This is a genomic window from Arthrobacter cryoconiti, assembly GCF_020905375.1.
GTDB lineage: Bacteria > Actinomycetota > Actinomycetes > Actinomycetales > Micrococcaceae > Specibacter > Specibacter cryoconiti.
In genome coordinates, this window is record NZ_JAJJBU010000003.1 from 233,845 (window position 1) to 255,100 (window position 21,256).

Here is a 21,256-nt window from a genome sequence, read left to right on the forward strand (position 1 = left end):
GTGCCTTACCCTCGGTCCGGCAGCGTGTGCTCAGTGAGTTCTTGCTCAGCCGATGCGGGAGCCGGCCGTGTGCGTTCCGCTAGCACCGCCATCGGGTAGTTCGCGCCGGCTTTCTCGCGCAGGGCGGCACCTTTGGCGCAAGCTTGGTCATTGAGCTCTTGGGCAAAATCACCAAGCTTTTTCGTTAGCGAGGTGGCGAGATCATCCGAGCCGGTGGCAAGTATCCGCACTACCAGCAAACCAGCGTTGCGGGCACCACCGATCGAGACTGTGGCGACGGGAACGCCTGCGGGCATTTGGACGATTGACAGCAGCGAGTCCAGACCATCCAGGGTTTTCAAGGGCACGGGGACGCCCACTACCGGCAGTGTGGTCACGGAGGCCAACATGCCCGGCAGATGGGCGGCTCCTCCGGCGCCGGCAATGATGACGCGCAGGCCACGCGCCGCGGCAGCTTGGCCGTAGCCGATCATTTCGGTCGGCATGCGGTGGGCGGAGACGACGTCGGTCTCAAACGGGATGGCGAACTCGGAGAGCACCGCGGCGGCGGCTTCCATAACGGGCCAATCAGAATCAGAGCCCATCACAATGCCCACGAGGGGGCGCAGAGAATTACTCACTCAAGTTCCTTTACTGTCCGTCACGGATGATGTTGGCCACGGTTGCGGCGCGGGTACGGACGGCAGTGACGTCTTCGTTCGCGAAACCAATCACATTGACATGGCCGATCTTTCGCCCGGGGCGCACTGATTTTCCATAACTGTGCACCTTTACGGCGGGCTCAGCGGCCAGCGCCGCACGGTAGGAGCTAAATAGATCCTGGTTGGCGCCGCCGAGGAAGTTCTTCATGACGACGACTGTGCCTAGAGCGTCCGTGGCGCCAAGAGGAAGATCCAAGACAGCTCGCAGATGCTGCTCAAACTGGCTCGTGAGGGAGCCATCCATGGTCCAGTGGCCCGTATTATGCGGGCGCATTGCCAATTCGTTGATGAGGTATCCGGGGCCGCGGCCAGGTGTTTCGAACAACTCTGCGGCCATGACGCCGGTGACGCCCAGCTCGGTGGCGATCTTCAGTGCCGCCTGCTGTGCCCGTGCGGCGACCTCGTCGCTGATCCCTGGTGCAGGAGCGATGACCTCGTCGCACACCCCGGCCACCTGCCGGGATTCGGCCACCGGCCACGCCCTGGCCTCGCCGGAAGGGGTGCGTGCCACGAGGGCCGAGAGCTCGCGGGAGAAGTCAACAACCTCCTCCACCAGCAGCGGGCTCATGGCTGCGAACCATTCGCCGGCGAACTGCGCGGCGTGGTCTGCGTTGCGCAGGAATGCCACGCCCTTGCCGTCATAGCCGCCACGCGGCATCTTCAGCACCACCGGCCAAGCATTTTTTTCACCAAATTCGGTGATTTCCGCCACGGACGTCACGGCGGCCCAAGCAGGGTTGGGTAGGCCGAGTTTTTCGATGGCTGCGCGCATCACGAGTTTGTCCTGGGCATTCACGAGCGCGTCGGGGCGCGGCTGGACGTTGATGCCCTCCGCGATGAGCGTCTGCAGGTGTTCGTTGGGTACGTGTTCGTGGTCGAAGGTGAGGACGTCAACCCCGCGGGCAAAGGCCCGCAGGGTCTCTAGATCGCGGTAGTCACCCACGGGGGCATAGGCCACCGCGTCAACTGCCGAGACGTCAGCGGCCTCTGCCAAAACGTGCAAATGAAAACCAAGGGCTACGGCTACGGGGGCCATCATGCGGGCAAGTTGCCCACCGCCTACAACACCGATTACAGGAAAAGTCACAGTCCCCAGCGTACCGAAAGAGTGTGAGCATGCCCGCCTTTTGGCGAATATGTTCCAACTTCGCAGCTTCTTGCCAGCTAAGAGGAGCTTTCTCCCCTTTTTGTTTGCCCTAGAATTTAGGCAAAGAGCTCTGCTCGAACTCAAGCAAGCGAAGCTCGAACTCACGGAGGAACATGTACAAGGCACTGTCGGCACGCATCAAGGGGCTGTTTGGCCTTTTTTGGCGCGAGGTGGCCAAATTCGGCGTTGTGGGCGGCGTTGCATTTGTCATCGACTCAAGTATTTACGTCTGGTTGCTCAACGGAACGATGAGTGGGCATCCAACTAAAGCCAAGATCATCTCGGCTTTAGTTGCCACTGTGTTCTCTTGGGTGGCCAACCGGTACTGGACGTTCCGCCACCGCCGGCAGGCAAACATCGTCCGTGAAGTGGTCTTGTTTGTCATTATGAATGGCGTTGGGATCGCCATCGCCGCTGCCTGCGTTTACATCTCGCACTGGGTGCTTGGTTTTCAAACTGCCTCTGCCGACTTCATCGCGGGCTCGGTAGTCGGTCTAGTTCTAGGAACTATCTTCCGTTTCTTTGCCTACCGCTATTGGGTCTTTACAGAAGAACTCGATACCGAACCGGGTTTCCAAAATGACCACGCGCTGATCGAATCCGAAGGTTCCCCGGAGGTCAACTAGCCCAAGCTGGCCGTATTTGTAGCCAGCGCTTTTAGCCAGCCGTCACATTTTCAGTGCTCCGCAGGTGATCAGTGGCCGTTACCGACGGGTCTAGCAGCACCACGGAGCCGCCGGCCGCCCACGTGCGTAATGCGGCCGGAAGCACCTTGGCCCAACCGTCGCGTGCTTCAAGTAGTAGACGCTGCCCCACGATCGATTCATCTAAGGTCTCCACTGTGGGCGGGCCAAATAGTTGCGCAAAGCTCACAGCTAATCCACCTGGCTCCGGTGTTTGTGCGGAACCCGCCACGCTGTGTTCCCATGCTGTGTCGCCGGCGTCGGGAGCTTCATCCGCGAAGAACACGTCAGCGTGGGCACGAACACCGCCAGAATAATCCACGGCGTCGGACGGCAAATCGCCGGTCCACCTCATGGCCAGAGCCGGCAGGGCTACGGCCACGATGCAAGGGTTCATGGCTAACACCACACACTGTTGTGCCACGTCGACGGGGTTGGCAGTTGCCACAATGTTTGCGCGCGTGAGAGAAGAGATGCATGAGCCAAGATAGCCAGTCTCATCGGCATCGCTTTGTCCTGTCATTACGGTGCCACCCGTGGCAAAGGACGCCAGCGTCCACACTATTGAGCGCCAATGAATGGGCAGATCCAGCGCCACAACGGTGCCAGCTTCTGCATCCAACTCTTCGATGAGAAAATTTGCGGTTTTAGCCACCCAGTTATCCAATACACGCCCTGATAGCTCTACTCGCTCGGAATCGGCGCCGTACCAGGTAAGACGAGGGGCGGTGGGATTTTGTAGCCGGAACGCTTGGAGCAACGCGGCAATGGTGCGGAGGGAAGTGGTCATGGAACCGATCTTGCCACGCTAAGCCGAGAAGATATATCTGCTGATTTGCTAAATTCTTTTTTTCTAGTGATTTGCATCACGTCAGATTTAGCTTAAGGGTGCTATGCGGGTTCAAATACCCCGAAACTACGGTGAATTCAAGACTTTTTGAACCCAAAAGTGACACGCCACGAGGGAGGATCGACACCAAATTGCCGGGCGTGGCGGGTGCACTCTATGCCTGTAATGGTGGTTATGATTCATCGCCCGCTTGACGCGAGTGACTTACATGGATGTAATTAGACGCACGAACCGCTGTAAACGCCATTCCCGGCGGACCGAACCGCTTCCTTGGGGGAGATAGGTTCGGTGACAGGCAAGACGGCACCATTCAGGAGGACGATCATGGGGCAAACGCAACTGAGTGTGGAGTTTCGAAAAAGCAATGACACCGCGTCCCAAGTCGCACAGACTCGGGGCCAGCGCGGGATACCAGCTGACTGGTTTGTGGATCCAGCTGATCCAGGCGCAGCACAATCCCACGAGGCGGCGAACCGCCGGGCACTCGAAGACCAGGCAACGGCCTTCCTGCACGAGCATGACTATGTGGCGCAGCCAAGCGAAGTGCCCGAAGCGGCGAGTACGGCCGTTCCAGTCTGGATTGGAATACGGCCCGGTCTTGACGACTTCAGCGACGAAGGTGAACTAGGCTGGCAAACGGATGCCTTGTGTGCGCAAACCGATCCGGAGGCGTTTTTCCCGGAAAAGGGTGGTTCCACGCGAGACGCCAAAAAAGTTTGTGGTGCCTGCAATGTGAAGTCGCAGTGCCTTGAATACGCTCTGGCCAATGATGAGCGGTTTGGAATCTGGGGCGGCCTGTCCGAGCGTGAACGCCGGCGGCTGCGGAAACGAGCGGTCTAATTCTTGAAGCAGTAAACGTCACCGCCGTCGTGGTTGCCCACAACGGCGGTGCTTACCTCCCCACGGTCTTGGGTGCCTTGGCAGCCCAAACGCGCCCAGCCAACGCGATTCTGGCGGCCGACGTCGGCTCCACTGACGATTCAGGCGAGTTGTTACGCAAGGAATTGGGCGAGCGTCACGTCATTACTTTTGACGCCCGTAAAGGTGGCTACGGTGCAGCCGTGAAAGCGGTTTTGGATCTTCAAGAACGCCTGGGCGACGCTTCTACCCTGATGCCTGCGGCGTCCGGGAGCGCCAATTCAACGGGCAACTCCGCCGCTGCTCCCGAGGGTAGACGACGCGGCAGCGCGCACGATTCGCCATCAGCAACGGGTTCTCAGGAGTGGATCTGGTTGCTCCAAGATGATGCTGCACCCGCTCCGGACGCCCTGCAACGCTTACTGGAGGCGCTGGAACGCTCTACCACGGCTACGGTGGCTGGCTGCAAGCAACTTGATTGGGAGAATCCGCGGTCTCTGGTTGACGTAGGCCTGACGACAAATAAGTGGTTCGACCGTTTTGCCATGATCAATCTCGACGAATTGGACCAGGGACAGTACGACGACCGCACAGACTTTTTTGCTGTCAACGCGGCAGGCATGCTTGTGCGCCGGGATGTATGGAAAAAGCTGGGAGGCTTTGACCCGGCCATTCCTGGACCTGGGGATGACATTGACTTTTGTGCCAGAGTTCGGCTCGCAGGACATCGTGTCCTCGTCGTTCCGGGCGCTAAGATGTTCCACGTCGTGGACCGCGTCAACCCTCTGGGATCGCCCGCCGCTGCCCGTAAAGCCGCAGTCTTTACCCGGCTAAAGCATGCGCCTCTGTGGCAGGTTCCCTTCCTCGGCGCCGGCGCCGCACTTTCCGCGGTCTACTGGCTGTTCGCCGGGTTCTTACTTAAGGCGCCCGGCCATGCGGTGAGTATGTTCGTTGCAACCTTCGCTGCCCTACTGCGTCCGCGTGCATTGTTCCGCAGCCGTCGCTCCTTGGCTGCGGCTCGCATTCAACCCAACTCCGCGCACAGGGCCCTGCTGGTAGGGCGCGAAGAAGCCAGAAACCAGCTTAAATCCCTCCGAGAGGCCGTGGGACCCGACGAGGAAGACGACGACGCAGCGAGCGCACCATCGATCCTCGAGCCTACGGGGGACGTCCACCACGAAGCTATTGCCCCCATGGCGGCTGTTCGAACGTCGCCTTTGGTCAGCGCTTTGGGCTTGGCAGCGATACTGGCACTTGTTTCCATCCTGACGCTTTCACGCCTGCTAGGTGCCAAAGCAATATCAGGCGGGTCGCTGCTGCCCATATCTGACACCCTTGGTGTCATCTGGATGCACGCCACGGACTGGTGGATCTCCTTGGGTTCGGGCTTGCCCGGCCGGGGGGAGCCTTTTAACTATGTGTTGTGGATACTGGGGGCCTTGGGACTCGGCGATGCCTCTAAAGCGACGCTATGGATCTTCATACTTGCTATTCCGCTCTCGGCTCTGACCGGATGGTTGGCAAGCGGTGCCTTTTCACGCAAGCGTTGGCCGCGCATTGTGGCTGGCCTCTTATGGGCTGGCGCTCCCGTTTTGCAAACGGACATGGCGCAGGGTCGTTTGGGGGCTTTGCTAGCCCATGTGTTGCTTCCGTTAGTGATTTTGGGAATGATCCGGGCCGTCGGGGCAGCGGTGAACGGCCCCGAGAAGCTAGTGCTCCCGGCTGCCGCGGCCTCTGCAAAGAAAACTCATAAGAACACTAAATTGGGCCGTCCCGGTGTCAATGGAACGCCGTCATGGACTGCGGCTGCGGCCGCCGGACTAGCGCTCGCTGCCGTCTGTGCCGCCGCTCCGAGCCTTTTTGTCTTGGCTGTTGTGGCCGTTCTTGGAACAACGGTGATCCTTCGCCGCCGGGCCAAGACACTGTGGTGGTCCCTTGTTCCTTCCCTTGCCATTTACGTGCCCTACGCCTTCTCCGCACTGTCCAACCCACGGGCACTGCTGGCTGATCCTGGTCTTCCGCTTTCTAACAACCCGGGCCCCATCTGGCAGCAGTTGCTGGGTTTCCCCACCGCGATTTCGACAACACCCAATCTGTTGGGCGAAGGAACGCTGACTGGGGCAGGTGCCCTGGCCGACGGCGTCGTGTTGACTTGGGTTGCTGTGCTGGTGGTTGGTGTTCCGTTGGTCGCGGTAGCCTTTTTCGCTTTATTTGTTCCGCTTCGACGTGCCGGACTGGTGCGCACTTTGTGGCTAGTTGCCATCCTTGGACTGGGATTGTCTTACGCGAGCGGGCTGGTTGCGGTAGCGGTGGAGGGTAACTCCTTGGTGACCGCATTCAACGGACCAGCTATTTCCGCAGTCTGGTTTGCCGTTTTGGGGGCAGCCTTGCTCGGCTTCGATGCTGTCTACCGTCGTGGCTATGACGGAGTCGTGGCCGGGGATGCTACCAGCGCGGGCAGCAAGCACCGAGTCAGTAAGGTCACCGCTCTGGCGATCTCCATTGTGCTAGTTGGAGCGCCGACGGCGAGTCTGGGACTGTGGATCATCGGCAGCTTCGCGGGCAACACAGCAGGTTTGGTTGGTTCTTCCTTAGTTGCGGCGAAAAACATCGGCACCATTCCGGCCACCGCTGCCGACCGTGGAACCGGGCCTGAAGCCAGCCGGACCATAGTTCTTCGCGTCGTCTCCGAGGGGGGAATCGACGCTTCCTTGATGCAGGGTAATGGAACCACGTTAGACATGCTTTCTGGAATTGCCGCGGCTGACGGGCTGACGGGAGCTCCCGGCGATGAATCGCTGGCCGGGGCCGATGATGCCACCAAGATGTTGCGTGAAACTGTGGCGAGCATGCTAGCCAAGTCTGGTCCAGACCCGCGTTCCGAACTGAGCAAATTGGGTGTGGGCTTCGTGGTCCTCTCACAAGGGGACACCGCTGCGGAACTACTGGCAAGCCAACTCTCAGCGGTGCCAGGACTTGAAACTGTGGGACCTACGGACGCAGGCTGGCTATGGCGCGTCAAACCCGATTATAAGAGTTCCGGCGTTACCGACGTCATCAATCGCGTCCGGCTAGTTGATGCTTCTGGAGCTGACCTTGCTCCCGTAGCCTCAGTGGGACAAAACGTCGACGCCGTAATTCCCGCTGGCCTGCAAGGGCGACGGGTGAGCATGGCGGAACGCTTTGACTCCGGCTGGAGTGCTTGGCTAGATGGTCAGCAACTCGCCTCGGTCAAGGATGGATGGGCTCAGTCGTTTGAACTGCCCGCCACTGGTGGACATTTAGAGATTCGTTACGAACAGCCATGGAACGCGGTGTTGAACCTGGTGCAGCTGGTCCTTCTGGGACTGACAGTACTGCTGGCCATCCCCGTAAGAGCACGACGGGGTCGGACTGGATCCTTCCGAGACGAAGCGTCACTGCACAAGGTAGGTAGAAGTGTCTGAGGATAGCAAGCCGCAAGAGCCCAGCGAGGAGAAGTCGTCCCGCAAAATCAAGTCGCCACGGTTGAGAGTGCCACGTGAAAACTTCACGCACGCGAAGTCGAAGGCTTCCAAGGAAAAAAAGACTTCCAGGGAAACGGGCGCGGTCGTTCCGCAAGTACCAGAAGCGAATGTTCCGCATACGCCAACGCACGCCCTGGCCTCAGGGACACGTACCACAGGTAGTAAATCCGCCGACACTAAATCCAGGGGCCGCAAGACCGGTCACAACACTGCCACTGGCCGGCGCTGGCCCCGCGTCTTTGCCGGTTCTGCCACGGCGGCTTTGGCCGTTGGACTGGTTGCTGCCGGGACCCTGTTTCCCGGCAATGATGCCTCAGCCCAGCTCGACCCAGTCGCTCAAGCCCTACCCATGGGCGATGTCATCGCGAACTGCACCGGACCCACCCGGCTGCTGAGCGGATCGGCAGCAGGAGCAGATCCCGAGTTCGCTGCGGCCTCTTCTTCGAGTAAAAGTCAGCTCAGTGCATTGGTCCTCAGTGATCCTGAGGGTGTTCTGCCCGGTTCAAGCATTGACTCTTTGGACAACGCGGCCACGCCGCTGACAACGCTGGCAACAGCACCTCAAGAAACAGCACCTCAAGAAACGGCACCGGCAGCCTCGTCAGCGCCAGCCACCACCCTTGCCCCTGTGACAGGTGTTGCCAAGGGTAAGGCCGCCGTGGTGGCGAATAAGGACATAAGCGCTGCGACTGCCTTGCGTGTTCAGCCCCTGAACGGCATCGCCTACCCGGCCATTGGATCGGTGGTCGTAGGTGCTAAAGACGGTGATCTTCGTGGGCTGGCGGCGGCCAATTGCCAGCAGGCCTCAAATGATCTCTGGATTGCCGGTGCCAGCACAACCGTGGGCCGCACCGCCGTGCTGGTTCTCTCTAACTCCTCCAAAAGCCCAGCCACGGTTTCCTTGGAACTATTTGGCAAAAATGGTCCTCTCGTGGCGCCCGGTGGCAAGGGCTTAGTGGTGGCACCGGGGACGGAACGCTCAGTGGTCCTCTCTGGCTTGGCTTCTGACCAAGAGCTACTCTCCGTCCATCTGAAAAGCACAGGAGGGCCAGTCTCCGCCGTCGTCCAACAATCCGTGTTGCGAGGACTGACGCCGGGAGGTGTGGACTTCCTAGCCCCTGTTCAGCCGCCCGCGCTCACGCAAACTATTCCCGGCGTCCGAGTAGTCGATCCCGCTGCCGCTAGCGCTGTCACTGGACAGCCTGGTTACTCCGACGCTGGCACGGCGCTGGAAGTTACGGTACCTGGAATTAGAGATGTGGTTGTTGAGGTGAAAGCCTATGGGGCCAGTGGTCAGGTAGCCCTTCCTAACGGTGGAGTCTTCACCGCGGGGGCCGGTAAAGTCACTGAACTCGCTCTGGCCGGGCTCCCACAGGGTAGCTACACGCTGACGCTTAATGCCGATTCTGCTGTCGCGGCTACCGTTCGCCTGATGAATTCCACGAAGCCCGGCGACGCCGTCGATCTCGCGTACGCTCCGGCAACGCAGCGATTAGGCGTCAATCATCTAGTGACGCTGCCCGGCGGTGTTTCGTCCAACTTTGTCTTCACAGCGCCCACGGGATCGGCGTCGCTGACTCTGACACCCGTCTCCTCCTCAGGCGTCCTTGGACCACAGAAGTCAGTGGATCTCAAGGCCGCGATGACAAGTGTCATCGACCCGTCAGCGCTGCTTGGGGACGGGGTGGCAGGAGTGCTGATTTCTGCCTCGGGGGCGCCGGTCTTTGGGACCCAATTACTGGGAGCCAAAGACAGCGCAGATATTGCCGTGCTGCCGATCGTTGGTAGCTCAGCGGACTCACAATCGCTGGCGATCACCGTCAAAAACTGATCGGTTGGCGCTTTCGCCGTGGCTTATCTTCCTTGCCGAAAGCGTCGGAAGAGCGGGTCCACGGTATCTGGATCGATGTTCAGTAGGCCTGCCACCTGTTCAATGAGGACCTCGTGCACCACCTCGCGCACCTGCCAGGGAGCATCACAAAGAGTTTCCACAGGGTGGCGATAAATGATAATCACGGCCGGTTTTTCCTGGGTTCCGTTGGAAGCTTTGATCGCCGGCGTGCACTTGCCTAAAGGGGCCTGTATTCCCGAAGCTATGATGGCTTCTAGCCCGTTGGGAACTTCTTCCACCAGGTATTCCACCTGCTCCAAAGGGGTCCCCCAGAGGTCGCGCAGGCGGGCGGCAGAATCTACTACCAAGTCTTCAAAACGTTCCGCCCGTGTCCGGGCACCTGGGAGCCCGGACATCAACAGGGGACCGCGCAGGCCACGGCCGTGTCTGTTGCGGCGTCGTCTTTGAAAGCTGCGTGGCGTCGGCGCAGCGGTGTTAGCGGAACCGTCCGGCAGTGTTGCTCGGGAGCCTAGTTCCTCGACTTTGCTGGGTGGGGGAGCGTCTACGGAAGAGGTTGGTGCGTCATGAACAAAAGTAAGTCTGAACCCGGGTTCCTCTGCGAAGTGATGCATCATTTCACTCTAGTTCACCCGTGGTGTGTGCGCCGGTAGGGTCATTGGAGCCCAAACGCTGTAATCTTGGAAACCGTGGGAACTCTTCGTCAATGCACCCGATCCGCCTGCCGTGAGTCAGCGGTGGCTACTTTGACGTACGTTTATGCCGATTCCACAGCAGTCCTGGGGCCCCTTGCCACGTTCGCTGAGCCACATTGTTACGACTTGTGCGCCAAACACTCTGCCCGGCTGACGGTCCCACTAGGTTGGGAAGTCATCCGGCTTGCCCACTCGGACAGCCCGCCCGCACCTGGCCCTGATGACTTATTAGCCCTCGCCGACGCTGTTCGAGAAGCCGCAAATGTGATTCCCGAGGACTTTGGCCCGCCTCTACAGCGTGAGCCCAGAGGTACCCTCTCCCGGCCAACTTTGGAGCCAGGACCAGTCTCCGCTAGTGGTCGCCGAGCACATTTGCATATTTTGCGTGACTAAGATTTTGAAAGCATAAGACGGAGCTTCTGCACGTAGTTCCAACACCACCACAAGAGACGAAGCGAGACGAGCCGTGGCAAAGATTAGCGAAGAAGTGCTCAGTGTGCTCCAGTGCCCCGTCACCGGTTCCGCCCTGATTCAGAAGGGCAATGAGCTACATAGTTCAACTCCCGGCCCGGATGGGGTGCCTGTTGTGTACCGCATGGAGGACGGGATCGCCTTGTTGCTCCGGCCAGAACAATTAGAGGTAACCGCATCTTAGCTACTGCTGGGAACACACAGCGCAAGGGGTCGTCAATGAGCGCCGGAACTTTCTCTGAACTCCGTGGAGGCAACTCTTCGGAACTGTCCCTCTTAATTCGTGCCAGGTCCTAGCCATGGTTGACTGGCAAATCACGGGGCCATTGAGCCGCTTACTGCGTGCGGATAATCCTGGGCCGATGACGCTTAAAGGCACCAATAGCTACGTGCTGGCTGCTCCCGATGAAAAGTCCGTCGTGGTAGTTGACCCCGGTCCGCTGATGGAGGACCACCTTGGGGCACTGGCGGATTGCGGGATGGTGGAGCTAATCCTCATCACGCATCGTCATGCTGATCACACGGGTGGCAGTGCCAGACTCCACGAACTGACCGGTGCGCCTGTGCGGGCATTTCACGCCGATTTTTGCCACGCCGGCGACCCGCTCCTGGATGGGGAGAGCATCAGCGCTGCCGGAGTGGAGATCAAGGTGTTGGCTACTCCTGGCCATACCTCGGATTCGCTGTGCTTCTTCCTTAAGGACGACGGCGAGCACGGCGCGGTCCTGACAGGCGACACGATCTTGGGCGAGGGAACCACGGTGCTCGACTTTCCGGACGGCCAGCTGATCGATTATTTGGCGTCGCTTGAGACACTTCGAGTGCTTGGATCCGCCACGGGGCCGGTCACTGTGCTGCCAGCTCATGGCCCAACCCTCCCGGATCTGGCATCCACTGCGGGTGCCTATATAACTCATCGGCAGCAGCGGCTGGCGCAAGTGCGTGCCGGCGTCGAACTTCTTCGTCAGCGCAACGGGAGTGAGCCAGACGCTGCGGCCGTGACTGCTCTGGTCTATGCTGGCGTGCCTGCCGCGGTGCAAGGGGCGGCGCTGCTCTCGGTGCAGGCACAGCTGGAATACCTCTCTCAGTAACGTTCTGCTCACGAGGCAACGACCGAAACTTGGGACAGGTTACACAATCGAGACATCTGATTTGTCTACACTGACCCCAACTGCGCGGCTTATAGAGTAAAATTGAACTTCGGCGGTGAGCTGTTCCTGCCGTCATAGTGGAATAAAACCACCGAATTGGGGAGTTTGGATGCCTGCATTGGACGAGACCAAGAAACCTCGCCGTGGCTTGAAGATCACGCTGATCTCTGCACTGGCCGTGGCGATCGCCTTGGGTGGCGTGGGGGCAGCTACAGCCAACACGTGGCTTCCCTCTGCAAATTCCACTCCCACCAGCACCTCGAATGCTGCGCCAACGCCGTCTGTCGCGCCTGTACCTGCGGCGACCATGGTGTTCGCCCCTGAAGCTGGGGCCACCTCCGTAAATCCTGCGGCGCCGGTCAGCGCTCTGGTGGAGAACGGCACCGTTTATAGTGCCGTTCTTAAAGCCACTGCCACGGGTGAAACCCTCAAGGGGGATCTGTTCATCAGTGGCCGCAAATGGCTTAATACGGAACCGTTAGCGTTCGACACCAACTACACGCTGACGGTGACCGCGGCCGATGAGTCTGGAAAGAAGACCACCAAGACCAGCACGTTCTCCACGGTTCCGGCTTCCCACGAGGCTGACCTTGCGATGTACCCGGCGGCGGATTCCACTGTGGGAGTGGCGCAGCCGCTGCAATTCACCTTCAGCGAACCGGTGTTGAATAAGGAGGCGGTGGAGAAGGCCATCAAAATTACTGCCTCCTCCGGTCAGACGGGCGCCTTTCGCTGGTACTCGGACAAACTGGTGCGGTATCGTCCGGCAGATTTTTGGGCTGCGAACACCAGCATCACTGTAGATATGAAACTTTTTGGTGTTGACATTGGAAACGGCCAGATTGGCAACTTTAATAAGACCAGCGTGGTCCAGATCGGTAACCGTGTCGAGATGGTTGCGGACGCGGCTAATTTGGTGGCGAGTATCTACATCAACGGAGCCATGGTCAAACAGTATCCGGTGACGATGGGCGACGAGCGGTTCCCGTCTGCTTCCGGATACCTGGTTATTCTCAGTGACAAGCAGCGCTTCGCCCACTTTGTTGCCTCCACCATTGGCCTCAAGCCGGGCGACCCTGCCAACTACGGCGAGGTTGACGTGGAGTACGCTACCCGGTTGACACCCAGTGGAGAGTTTATCCACCAGGCAACCGACTCGGCATTACCATTTTTAGGTCGGGTAAATCTCTCACACGGCTGCATCGGAATGTCCGCTGAAGGCGCCGGTTGGGTGTTTGCCAACATGCATACCGGTGACCTCGTCCAGGTAGTTGGTAGTCCGAACGAGACGATCGCACCCCTGGATGGCTTTGGCGACTGGAACATTCCCTTCGCTCAGTACGCAAGCCGCTAAACCATCGGAAAAACGCTAAAGGGTGAGTCACTAAGTCAAGTCCTCAAGGACTCTTAGTTACTCACCCTTTCTTCGTTGGGTTGTGCACGCTGCTGGCAGCTACGCTCGATTTACTATTTAGCGACACCATGGCAGGAGATGCGATCACGAAGCACGGCGGCCCGACGTGCTTGAGCGCTCATCCGCACGAAGTCCCGCTCGCGATGTTCGCTGATAAGGGCTGCCAAGAAAATCTCCGGGCTAGTGCCATGCGGAGGCGCGGGAGAAACATGGAGTAGGGCTTCGCTGGCTAAGGCAGCGCCCAAAGCTGCGCGGGATCCGGCAGCCATGTGCCGTCCCTGTCCCAAAAACAACGAAATGCGCCGCACGAGTGGGTCTGGGAGCCGTCCGATATCTGCCAGTTGCGCCCAGGGCGCCAGTGCCTCAACAGTATGAACCTGCAACGGGACAGTCTTAGGTACCCGGACACGGATGGCGTAGGTCCCGGCGAGCATGTCCCCAAGTCGCTTGGACTTCTCGTTAAACAAGGACACTAAGAAGGCTACCGACCCAATGGACATGTAGAGCTCAAGGACGCCTAAAAGGGAGCGGATCAAGGCGTGGCGGAAGCGGATAGAACCGCCGTCGTCACGCACCACCCGAAGGCCCATGACAAGTTTTCCCAACGATCTACCTCGGGACAACGTTTCCACGGCGATGGGCAGGCCCACCACTAGTGCCAGCGCCAGCGCCAGGATAATTGCTTTAGCCGCCGCCAAATCCACCAGGAACGGAATGGCGGAGAAAGCAATCAGGGCGCCGATGGCCAGTAGTACGGTGGCTAGCACATCGATGGCCGAGCCCAGCGACCTGGCGGCAAACGATGCCGGTCGCAGTTCCAGAAGGACGGCTTCACCCGTGAGAATCTCGCTCATGGTGCCAGTCTAGTGAGGAACTCGCCGTCGGTGGACTATAGGCTGGGGATGTGAATTTGGATGCGTATTCGGCAGTGCACAGCCCCCAGTGGGACCGGCTGCGTTTCCTTGGGCGCAAACGTAGGCTCACGGGGCAAGAAAGCGACGAGCTCCTCCAGCTCTACCAAAGCGTCTCCGCTGAGCTTTCTTTGATCCGTTCAGTCGAGGCCGAAAGCGAGCTCTCGGCATCGCTGTCCGCCAACCTCGCCACAGCTCGCACCCGATTTACCGGGGCGCGCAGCAACTTCTTTGCCGATGTGGCCCGCTTTTTCACAATTTCTTTGCCGGCTGCGTTTTTCCGCTTGCGCTGGCTCACAGTTGCGGTGGGTGTGTTCTTCGTGATTATCAGCGCGCTTTTTGCGGTGTGGACCTCATCTAACCCGGACGTTTTGGCTGCCTTGGGGTCCGATGCGCGCCTGCAGCAATTGGTCAATCATGACTTTGTGGACTACTACTCCTCGAACCCTGCGGCTTCATTTGCCGGGTCCGTGTGGACAAACAACGCTTGGATCGCCGCCCAGTGCGTAGCATTTGGCGTCACGGGTGTTTTTGTCCCATATTCACTCTTTGCCAACGCCCAAGGGATAGGCATGAGTGCTGGCGTCATGTTTGCCTATGGACGCGGAGACGTCTTCTTTATCTACATACTCCCGCATGGATTGATGGAATTGACATCAATTTTCATCGCCGCCGCGGCCGGGCTGAGGATCTTTTGGGCCTGGGTCTCGCCTGGTCCGCGCAGCCGTCTGGACTCTTTGGCCTTGGAAGGGCGCTCACTGATGACCGTCGCGCTCGGATTGGTCTTCGTGCTCTTTGTTTCGGGTCTTGTGGAAGCTTTCGTCACGCCCAGTTCGCTACCCGTTTGGGCAAAAATTGGTATTGGAGCGTTGGTGCTGGCGGGTTATTGGACCTATACGCTGGTGCTGGGGAGGCGCGCCTGGCTGGCTGGGGAGCGCGGTGATCTTTCCGAGGACGACGCCGGCGCCGCCGCGATTTCGCGCTGAAATCGCTTTCTGCCCGGTCCATCGTTGCCCGCGAACAACGTTCCCAGTGGGTCACAAGAGCTGGCGGTGTGCGGACAGAGCGAAGATTGGCACTGTGCCTAAAGCTGTGAATGTGGTGACAGTTTTCGCCAGCTCCGGGGTGGCAACGGCAATGATGAGCCGTGCAACGGTAGTCTTCACGGTGTGAGAGAGAACCAGAAACCGCAGGAATCCGCTGGCGAAAAGCCGGGCTCAGACCGGGCTGACGCCTTGGCCAAGATCAAGCTTGCCGTGCCGACTGACGGTAGCGAGCCCGAACCCATGCGCCCGGCCGGGCGCATGCTCAAACTCCCGTTACTGGATGAAAAACAGGATGCAGTGGACGCTGGCGCTGTCAGCACAGCCCCATCCTCCTCGGAACGCTCAGTCACGGCTGCCTCGACTGCGGCTGCCTCGACCAATACCGCCTCCACTGCGGCTGCCTCGACTGCGGCTGACTCCACTGCGGCTGACTCCACTGCGGCTGACTCGAGTGCCGCTGGCGCAGCCACGCACAGACCGTCTAAAGCCGCGTCTAAAGCTGAGCCGCAGGGACCATCGGCTGTTTATGAGGAACAGTCGCCTACCTCCATGCTGCAGATAAGTCCTGCGGAGAAGGACTTAGCCAAGACTAGGGCGGCACTAGAACAAGCCGCCAACACAAAGCCGGTATTGACACGGGTTTTTCAGGTCCTGCTGGCTGTGTTCTACCCCGTGGTATTGCTGGTAGTCGCTATACGTTTGGTCACCACACCAATATTTCTGTGGGTGGAGTATCACCGTCCGGGTTTCCCCGCTGACTCTTTTGGTTTTAGCACCGATGACCGGATGACTTATGGATCCTACACGGTAGATTACCTGCTGAACTTTTCCGGCTCCAGATATTTGGGTGGGCTAGTGAACGCCCAAAATAACCCACTGTTTTTGACCCGTGAAGTGGCGCATATGGCTGACGTGAAAACGGTAATCACCATGGCGTTCATTGTTGGTTTGGTGCTGGCCGCTGTGATGGTGGTGGGCATGGTGTATCTCTCCAAACGCAGCGTGGGCGGGATTCGCCGCGGACTGTTTGCGGGCTCCATCGCCACCCTTGTTTTGATCATCGCTTTGGGCGTGTTGGCTGTTCTGGGGTGGGAAGCGTTCTTCACTGAGTTCCATCGAATTTTCTTCGCCAATGGCACGTGGACTTTTTACACTGATGACACCCTGATCAGGCTCTTTCCCAGCGACTTCTGGACGGACTCCGGGATCTTTATCGGCGTGTTTGTGTTGGTCGTTTCTTCGTTGACTATGGCATTTACGTGGCCCACCAAAGACCGGCGCCAAGCCGTAGAGCGTGCGCACCGGCCGGGCCGCCGCGCCGCCGTCAAGTAGGCGGTTAGGTCAGCGGTCCCGTAAGCACAGTCGGGTGGCATTGAAACTCGCTCACTCATTCGTTGCCCGCAGCTGACCGGCTAGTGCACCCAGCTGTTTAGATCCAGCTGTCTAGATCCAACTGGGCAGCCACATGTGCTGGCGCCAGTATTCAAAGGGAATCAATTCAGTGGTCCAGATGGGGTAGAAGTAGGCACTGAGGAGCACTGCCAGCACTACGAATATCCCTGCGAACAATGCCCCCTGCTGCCGGCGCCATGGTGGTTTGGAGATCGCACCCATGATCAGTCCCAGCACCATGGTCACGGCTAAGATCATGAACGGTTCGTAGGCGATCGCGTAGAAAAAGAAAATGGTGCGATTAGGGTAAAGCAGCCACGGTACGTAGCCTGCGGCGAAGCCCACCAAGATGGCGCCTGCCCGCCAGTCGCGCTTGGCGATCCAGACTCCGATGAGGAACAAGATAGCCAGGGAGCCGCCCCACCAGATGAGTGGGTTGCCCAAACTGGTCACCATGGCCGCGCACTTATCCGCTGTGCACCCATCCTCGCCACGGACAGGGTATTGGGAGTAGAAAGAAGTGGGACGGCCCATGACAAACCATGACCACGCATTGGCCTTGTACGGGTGATCGGAGGAGAGCCCGGTATGAAAGTTATACGCGGTGTCGTGGTAGTGCCACAGTGATCTAAGGGATGCTGGCACCCAACCCCATGTTTCACTTGGGTTCGACTGCGCCCAATTGCGATCGTAGGCGTCCTTGGAGAGAAACCAGCCCGTCCAACTGGCCAAGTAAGTTGCCGATGCTACCGCAACCATGCTGACAAACGCGAGGATTCCGTCCTTCAAGAGGGCGCCAGTGACCCAGAACTTGATCCCGGCAATGCGTCGGGCACTCATATCCCAGACCACGCTCATCACGCCAAATGCGGCAAGAAAGAACAATCCGGACCATTTGGTGCCGATGCACAGGCCCAATGAAACTCCTGCGGCCACGCGCCACCAACGCATTCCCAACCACGGGCCGTACAACAAAGCTTTCGCCGGTACCCTGCCATCCGCCCCGGCGAGCTTGGAGAGCTTTCTGGCCAGCCGACGTCGGCCATCATCACGGTCCATGAGCAGGGCGCCAAAGGCGAGTAACGCCCAAAACATCACAAAAATATCTAGCAGTGACGTCCGTGATTCCACAATGGCGTGCCCGTCGACGGCGAACAAAAGTCCGGCGATGGCACCCAAGATGGTGGAGCGGAACATCTTCGTGGCAATCAAGGCCAGGATGAAAATGGAAAGAGTGCCGACCACGGCCGCGGAGAAACGACAGCCAAACGTGCTGCCCGGACCAAAAAGCCACATGCCAAAAGCAATCATCCATTTACCCACCGGCGGGTGAACCACGTACTCGGGAGTGTTTTGGATGCCGGTAAAAATGCCTTGGTTGAAAAGGTCGTTCGCCTTTTCAGCCCAGTTCCGCTCGTAGCCGCTCTGCAAGTACGAGTATGCGTCCTTGACGTAGTACGTCTCGTCGAAAACAAGCGAGTTCGGTTCCCCGAGGCGCACAAAACGCAAGACCCCGCCGATTAACGCTGTCAGTAAGGGCGCCAGCCAGAACCACAGACGCAAGCTCAAGGGTGTCTGTGAGAACGTGGCCCGTTTTCCGATGAGTCGCAAGATCAGGGCGCTGCGGGTATAGGCCGTGGCCGGATCTAGTAGCCAGCGGTTTGATCCACGTCCTGTACTAGGGGAGTCACTGACAGCTGGAGTCTGCATGGATTCCGGAAGTTGGCCCGGGCTTACGGTTGGCTCTGAGGCCTGGGCGTTGATGTGCACGCTGTCCATGTTACCTAGCGCAGCCGAGTGCGCGGTGCTGGCGGTGGCCAACTACGCTGGTGTCATGGACGAAGATCAAGACCTGAACGCAGAGAGTTTCGGCGCTGACGCCGGCCAACCCGAAGAAGCAGACACGGATGACGGTGCCGAGGCTCACACACGGCGGCTGAAAACGGTGGGCGGCCTGGCCACAGGCGAGGGTTGCATCGTTTTGGCGGCCACGCCGATTGGCAATATGGGCGACGCCTCCGCTCGGCTCATTGCCTGGTTGGGAGCAGCCGATATTGTGGCCGCGGAAGACACCCGGCGCCTGCACCGCCTTGTTACGTCACTGGGAATCACAGTGACAGGGCGGATTGTGAGTTACCACGAGCACAATGAATCCGCGAAGACCCCAGAATTGTTGGCTGAAGTTCAGAGCGGAAAAGTATTGGTCATGGTCACGGATGCCGGAATGCCTTCGGTATCTGACCCTGGATTTCGCCTGGTGGAGGCCGCAGTCACTGCTGGTGTTCGCGTCACCGCCGCGCCCGGACCGTCTGCGGTTTTGACGGCGCTGGCCCTTTCCGGACTTCCCACCGATCGTTTTTGTTTCGAAGGATTCCTGCCACGTAAATCTGGTGAACGCGCTTCCCGCTTGCATGAGCTCTCCGTGGAACCGCGCACCATGGTTTTTTTTGAAGCTCCTCACCGGTTAGAGACAATGCTGAGGGCGCTACACACGGCATTTGGACCTGCGCGTCAAGGCGCCGTATGCCGGGAAATGACGAAGACGTACGAAGAAGTGATCCGCAAGTCGCTTGCTGGTCTGCTGGAATGGGCGGAGGAAGCGGAGATACGGGGTGAGATCGCGATTGTGGTTGCGGGAGCGCCGGTCGGAGATCTTGGTTCCAGCGAAGACCATGTGGCTGCTGTCAACGAGCTGATGGGCCAGGGAATGCGGCTCAAGGAGGCTGTCTCAGTGATTGCCCACGATGTCCACGTCAGCAAACGCGAACTTTACAGCGCCGTTCTGGCCTCCAGGGCTTAACCTGAACGGACTTTGATCTGGCGCAAAACTGGGGTTCAGTTTTGCGCCAGGTGCACTATGCGCAAAACTGGCGCCCGGTTCTGTGCTGGCACAAACTAGGCGTCGTTGTACAACTGCACAAGGAAATCTATCGCTCGTAGTGCGCACATGCCTAGACACCCTTGGTGGTGGAGAATTACCGTGAACAAGAACACACCACCGACATCGTCGTTGCTCCGCGCGCTAGCCCGGAGAACCAAGCCGAAACTAGGAGTCACCATGACCGCTGCCACCGAGCTGACTGACCGCGAAGAAGCGCTGCTGGCAGGTGTCCCCACCGGGTTGCTGATCAACGGTGAGTGGCGCGCTGCCGCGTCCGGAAAAACCTTTGATGTTGAAGACCCTGCCACGTCAAAGGTCTTACTGAAGCTGGCCGACGCCGGCGTGCAAGACGGTGCCGCCGCTCTAGATGCCGCCGTTGCAGCGGCCTCAGAATGGGCTGCCACGGCCCCGCGCGTCCGTGCCGAAATCCTGCGACGCGGCTTTGAGATGGTCATGGCCCGCGCTGACGACTTTGCTCTCCTTATGACGCTGGAAATGGGAAAGCCGTTGGCCGAGTCCATGGGCGAGGTTAAGTACGGTGCCGAATTCCTGCGTTGGTTCTCTGAAGAAGCCTCCCGTTCCTTTGGTCGTTACAGCGGCAACCCTGAGGGCACACAGCAGATTCTGGTCCAGAAGAAGCCGGTTGGTCCATGCCTTTTGATCACGCCCTGGAATTTCCCGCTAGCCATGGCCACCCGCAAGATCGCTCCGGCCATCGCGGCGGGTTGCACTATGGTTCTCAAACCAGCCAACCTCACCCCACTCTCCAGTCAGCTGTTCGCGCAGGTCATGCTCGAGGCCGGTCTGCCGGATGGAGTCCTGAACGTCATCGCAACCAGTACGGCCGGTGCGGTGACCGGGCCTCTCATCCAGGATCCACGTCTTCGTAAACTTTCTTTCACCGGCTCCACTCCCGTAGGGCGACGCCTCTTGGAAGACGCTTCCACCAACGTCTTGCGTACTTCCATGGAACTTGGCGGCAACGCCCCCTTCTTGGTTTTTGCGGACGCCGATCTTGACGCCGCCGTCGAGGGTGCCATGGCAGCCAAAATGCGCAACATGGGCGAGGCCTGCACAGCAGCCAACCGGTTCTTGGTCCATGAATCGGTCGCGGAGGAGTTCGCGGAAAAATTCGCCGCCAAAATGGGGGCAATGACCCTTGGCCGTGGCACCGAACGGGACACAAAAGTCGGTCCATTGATCGATTCCAAGAGCCGCGAGAAGGTTCACTCCTTGGTAAGTGACGCCTTGGCTGAAGGCGCCACCGCGGTGGTCGGAGGCGCGCCCGTGGACGGGCCAGGATACTTCTACCAGCCCACCGTCTTAACCGGAGTGAAGCCAGGTGCCCGCATCCTTGGTGAGGAAATTTTTGGCCCGGTGGCCCCGATCGTTACGTTCAAAAACGAGGACGAAGCGGTAGAGATGGCAAACGCGAGCGAATACGGCCTGGTTGCTTACGTCTTTACAAAGGATTACGCGCGCGGATTGCGCATGGCAGATCGCATTGAGACCGGGATGATGGGTCTAAATGCTGGCGTTATCTCCAACGCGGCAGCACCATTTGGCGGCGTCAAGCAGTCCGGTCTGGGCCGTGAGGGCGGGCTGGAAGGCATCGCAGAATACCAGTACACCCAGTACGTTGGCATGCCGAATCCACACACCGTCTAAGTCATTTCGGCGGATCGCAAAATTGAACAAAAG

General features: G+C 59.1%; 19 protein-coding genes. 12 read left to right on the plus strand and 7 right to left on the minus strand.

The annotated features are described in order from the left end of the window. Positions 1 to 5 precede the first annotated feature (5 nt). Positions 6 to 584 (minus strand): 5-(carboxyamino)imidazole ribonucleotide mutase, encoded by a 579-nt coding sequence (gene purE, locus LOH53_RS01320; protein ID WP_230066217.1) that lies wholly within the window; start codon positions 582 to 584, stop codon positions 6 to 8. Between the two features lie 46 nt (positions 585 to 630). Beyond that, positions 631 to 1,788, minus strand: coding sequence for a 5-(carboxyamino)imidazole ribonucleotide synthase (locus tag LOH53_RS01325; RefSeq protein ID WP_230065914.1), 1,158 nt, complete (start codon positions 1,786 to 1,788; stop codon positions 631 to 633). A gap of 173 nt (positions 1,789 to 1,961) precedes the next feature. On the opposite strand from LOH53_RS01325, the gene LOH53_RS01330 reads away from it, so the two are divergent. Continuing rightward, positions 1,962 to 2,474, plus strand: a complete 513-nt coding sequence (locus LOH53_RS01330) for a GtrA family protein (RefSeq protein ID WP_230065915.1) — start codon at positions 1,962 to 1,964, stop codon at positions 2,472 to 2,474. A 31-nt stretch (positions 2,475 to 2,505) separates the two neighbouring features. Here LOH53_RS01330 and LOH53_RS01335 read toward each other — a convergent pair whose 3' ends face one another. Further along, on the minus strand, positions 2,506 to 3,321 hold the full coding sequence (locus tag LOH53_RS01335) for a TIGR03089 family protein (protein ID WP_230065916.1): 816 nt from the start codon (positions 3,319 to 3,321) through the stop codon (positions 2,506 to 2,508). 384 nt (positions 3,322 to 3,705) lie between these two features. On the opposite strand from LOH53_RS01335, the gene LOH53_RS01340 reads away from it, so the two are divergent. From LOH53_RS01340 to LOH53_RS01350, 3 genes are read left to right on the plus strand one after another with little or no spacing between them, the layout of a single operon-like run. Further along, the gene (locus LOH53_RS01340; RefSeq protein WP_230065917.1) at positions 3,706 to 4,221 is read left to right on the plus strand and encodes a WhiB family transcriptional regulator; all 516 of its coding nucleotides are present in this window, start codon (positions 3,706 to 3,708) and stop codon (positions 4,219 to 4,221) included. 29 nt (positions 4,222 to 4,250) lie between these two features. Continuing rightward, positions 4,251 to 7,685, plus strand: coding sequence for a glycosyltransferase family 2 protein (locus tag LOH53_RS01345; protein WP_230065918.1), 3,435 nt, complete (start codon positions 4,251 to 4,253; stop codon positions 7,683 to 7,685). Then, positions 7,678 to 9,576: a DUF5719 family protein gene (locus tag LOH53_RS01350; RefSeq protein WP_230065919.1), complete on the plus strand. Its 1,899-nt coding sequence runs from the start codon at positions 7,678 to 7,680 to the stop codon at positions 9,574 to 9,576. Before LOH53_RS01345 ends, LOH53_RS01350 begins: the two co-directional genes overlap by 8 nt. A 23-nt stretch (positions 9,577 to 9,599) precedes the next feature. On the opposite strand, the gene LOH53_RS01355 is transcribed toward LOH53_RS01350, so the two are convergent. Next, positions 9,600 to 10,208, minus strand: coding sequence for a metallopeptidase family protein (locus LOH53_RS01355; protein WP_230065920.1), 609 nt, complete (start codon positions 10,206 to 10,208; stop codon positions 9,600 to 9,602). Between the two features lie 75 nt (positions 10,209 to 10,283). Here LOH53_RS01355 and LOH53_RS01360 point away from each other — a divergent pair, with 75 nt between their 5' ends. The 4 genes from LOH53_RS01360 (at position 10,284) to LOH53_RS01375 (ending at position 13,265) form a co-directional block, all read left to right on the plus strand. Further along, positions 10,284 to 10,682, plus strand: coding sequence for a DUF3499 domain-containing protein (locus LOH53_RS01360; protein ID WP_230066218.1), 399 nt, complete (start codon positions 10,284 to 10,286; stop codon positions 10,680 to 10,682). A 73-nt stretch (positions 10,683 to 10,755) separates the two neighbouring features. Beyond that, positions 10,756 to 10,944 carry a hypothetical protein gene (locus tag LOH53_RS01365; RefSeq protein WP_230065921.1) on the plus strand — a complete coding sequence of 63 codons (189 nt, stop codon included), beginning with the start codon at positions 10,756 to 10,758 and terminating at the stop codon, positions 10,942 to 10,944. A 115-nt stretch (positions 10,945 to 11,059) separates the two neighbouring features. After that, complete coding sequence (locus LOH53_RS01370; protein WP_230065922.1) at positions 11,060 to 11,851, plus strand: MBL fold metallo-hydrolase; 792 nt, start codon at positions 11,060 to 11,062, stop codon at positions 11,849 to 11,851. A 169-nt stretch (positions 11,852 to 12,020) separates the two neighbouring features. Next, the gene (locus LOH53_RS01375; RefSeq protein ID WP_230065923.1) at positions 12,021 to 13,265 is read left to right on the plus strand and encodes a L,D-transpeptidase; all 1,245 of its coding nucleotides are present in this window, start codon (positions 12,021 to 12,023) and stop codon (positions 13,263 to 13,265) included. Positions 13,266 to 13,378: 113 nt separating this feature from the next. Here LOH53_RS01375 and LOH53_RS01380 read toward each other — a convergent pair whose 3' ends face one another. Next, complete coding sequence (locus LOH53_RS01380) at positions 13,379 to 14,179, minus strand: RDD family protein (protein WP_230065924.1); 801 nt, start codon at positions 14,177 to 14,179, stop codon at positions 13,379 to 13,381. Positions 14,180 to 14,229: 50 nt separating this feature from the next. Between LOH53_RS01380 and LOH53_RS01385 the strand changes: the two genes are divergently transcribed. Further along, positions 14,230 to 15,222, plus strand: coding sequence for a stage II sporulation protein M (locus tag LOH53_RS01385; protein ID WP_230065925.1), 993 nt, complete (start codon positions 14,230 to 14,232; stop codon positions 15,220 to 15,222). Between the two features lie 51 nt (positions 15,223 to 15,273). Here LOH53_RS01385 and LOH53_RS16755 read toward each other — a convergent pair whose 3' ends face one another. Then, positions 15,274 to 15,402, minus strand: a complete 129-nt coding sequence (locus LOH53_RS16755; RefSeq protein ID WP_268250846.1) for a hypothetical protein — start codon at positions 15,400 to 15,402, stop codon at positions 15,274 to 15,276. A 3-nt stretch (positions 15,403 to 15,405) separates the two neighbouring features. On the opposite strand from LOH53_RS16755, the gene LOH53_RS01390 reads away from it, so the two are divergent. Beyond that, positions 15,406 to 16,614, plus strand: a complete 1,209-nt coding sequence (locus LOH53_RS01390; RefSeq protein ID WP_230065926.1) for a TIGR01906 family membrane protein — start codon at positions 15,406 to 15,408, stop codon at positions 16,612 to 16,614. 111 nt (positions 16,615 to 16,725) lie between these two features. On the opposite strand, the gene LOH53_RS01395 is transcribed toward LOH53_RS01390, so the two are convergent. After that, a complete protein-coding gene (locus tag LOH53_RS01395; protein WP_376991910.1) occupies positions 16,726 to 18,453 on the minus strand; it encodes a dolichyl-phosphate-mannose--protein mannosyltransferase in 1,728 nt (575 codons plus the stop codon). A gap of 55 nt (positions 18,454 to 18,508) precedes the next feature. On the opposite strand from LOH53_RS01395, the gene rsmI reads away from it, so the two are divergent. Next, positions 18,509 to 19,474, plus strand: coding sequence for a 16S rRNA (cytidine(1402)-2'-O)-methyltransferase (rsmI, locus tag LOH53_RS01400; protein WP_268250847.1), 966 nt, complete (start codon positions 18,509 to 18,511; stop codon positions 19,472 to 19,474). Between the two features lie 258 nt (positions 19,475 to 19,732). Beyond that, positions 19,733 to 21,223, plus strand: a complete 1,491-nt coding sequence (locus tag LOH53_RS01405) for an NAD-dependent succinate-semialdehyde dehydrogenase (RefSeq protein WP_230065927.1) — start codon at positions 19,733 to 19,735, stop codon at positions 21,221 to 21,223. Positions 21,224 to 21,256 lie beyond the last annotated feature (33 nt).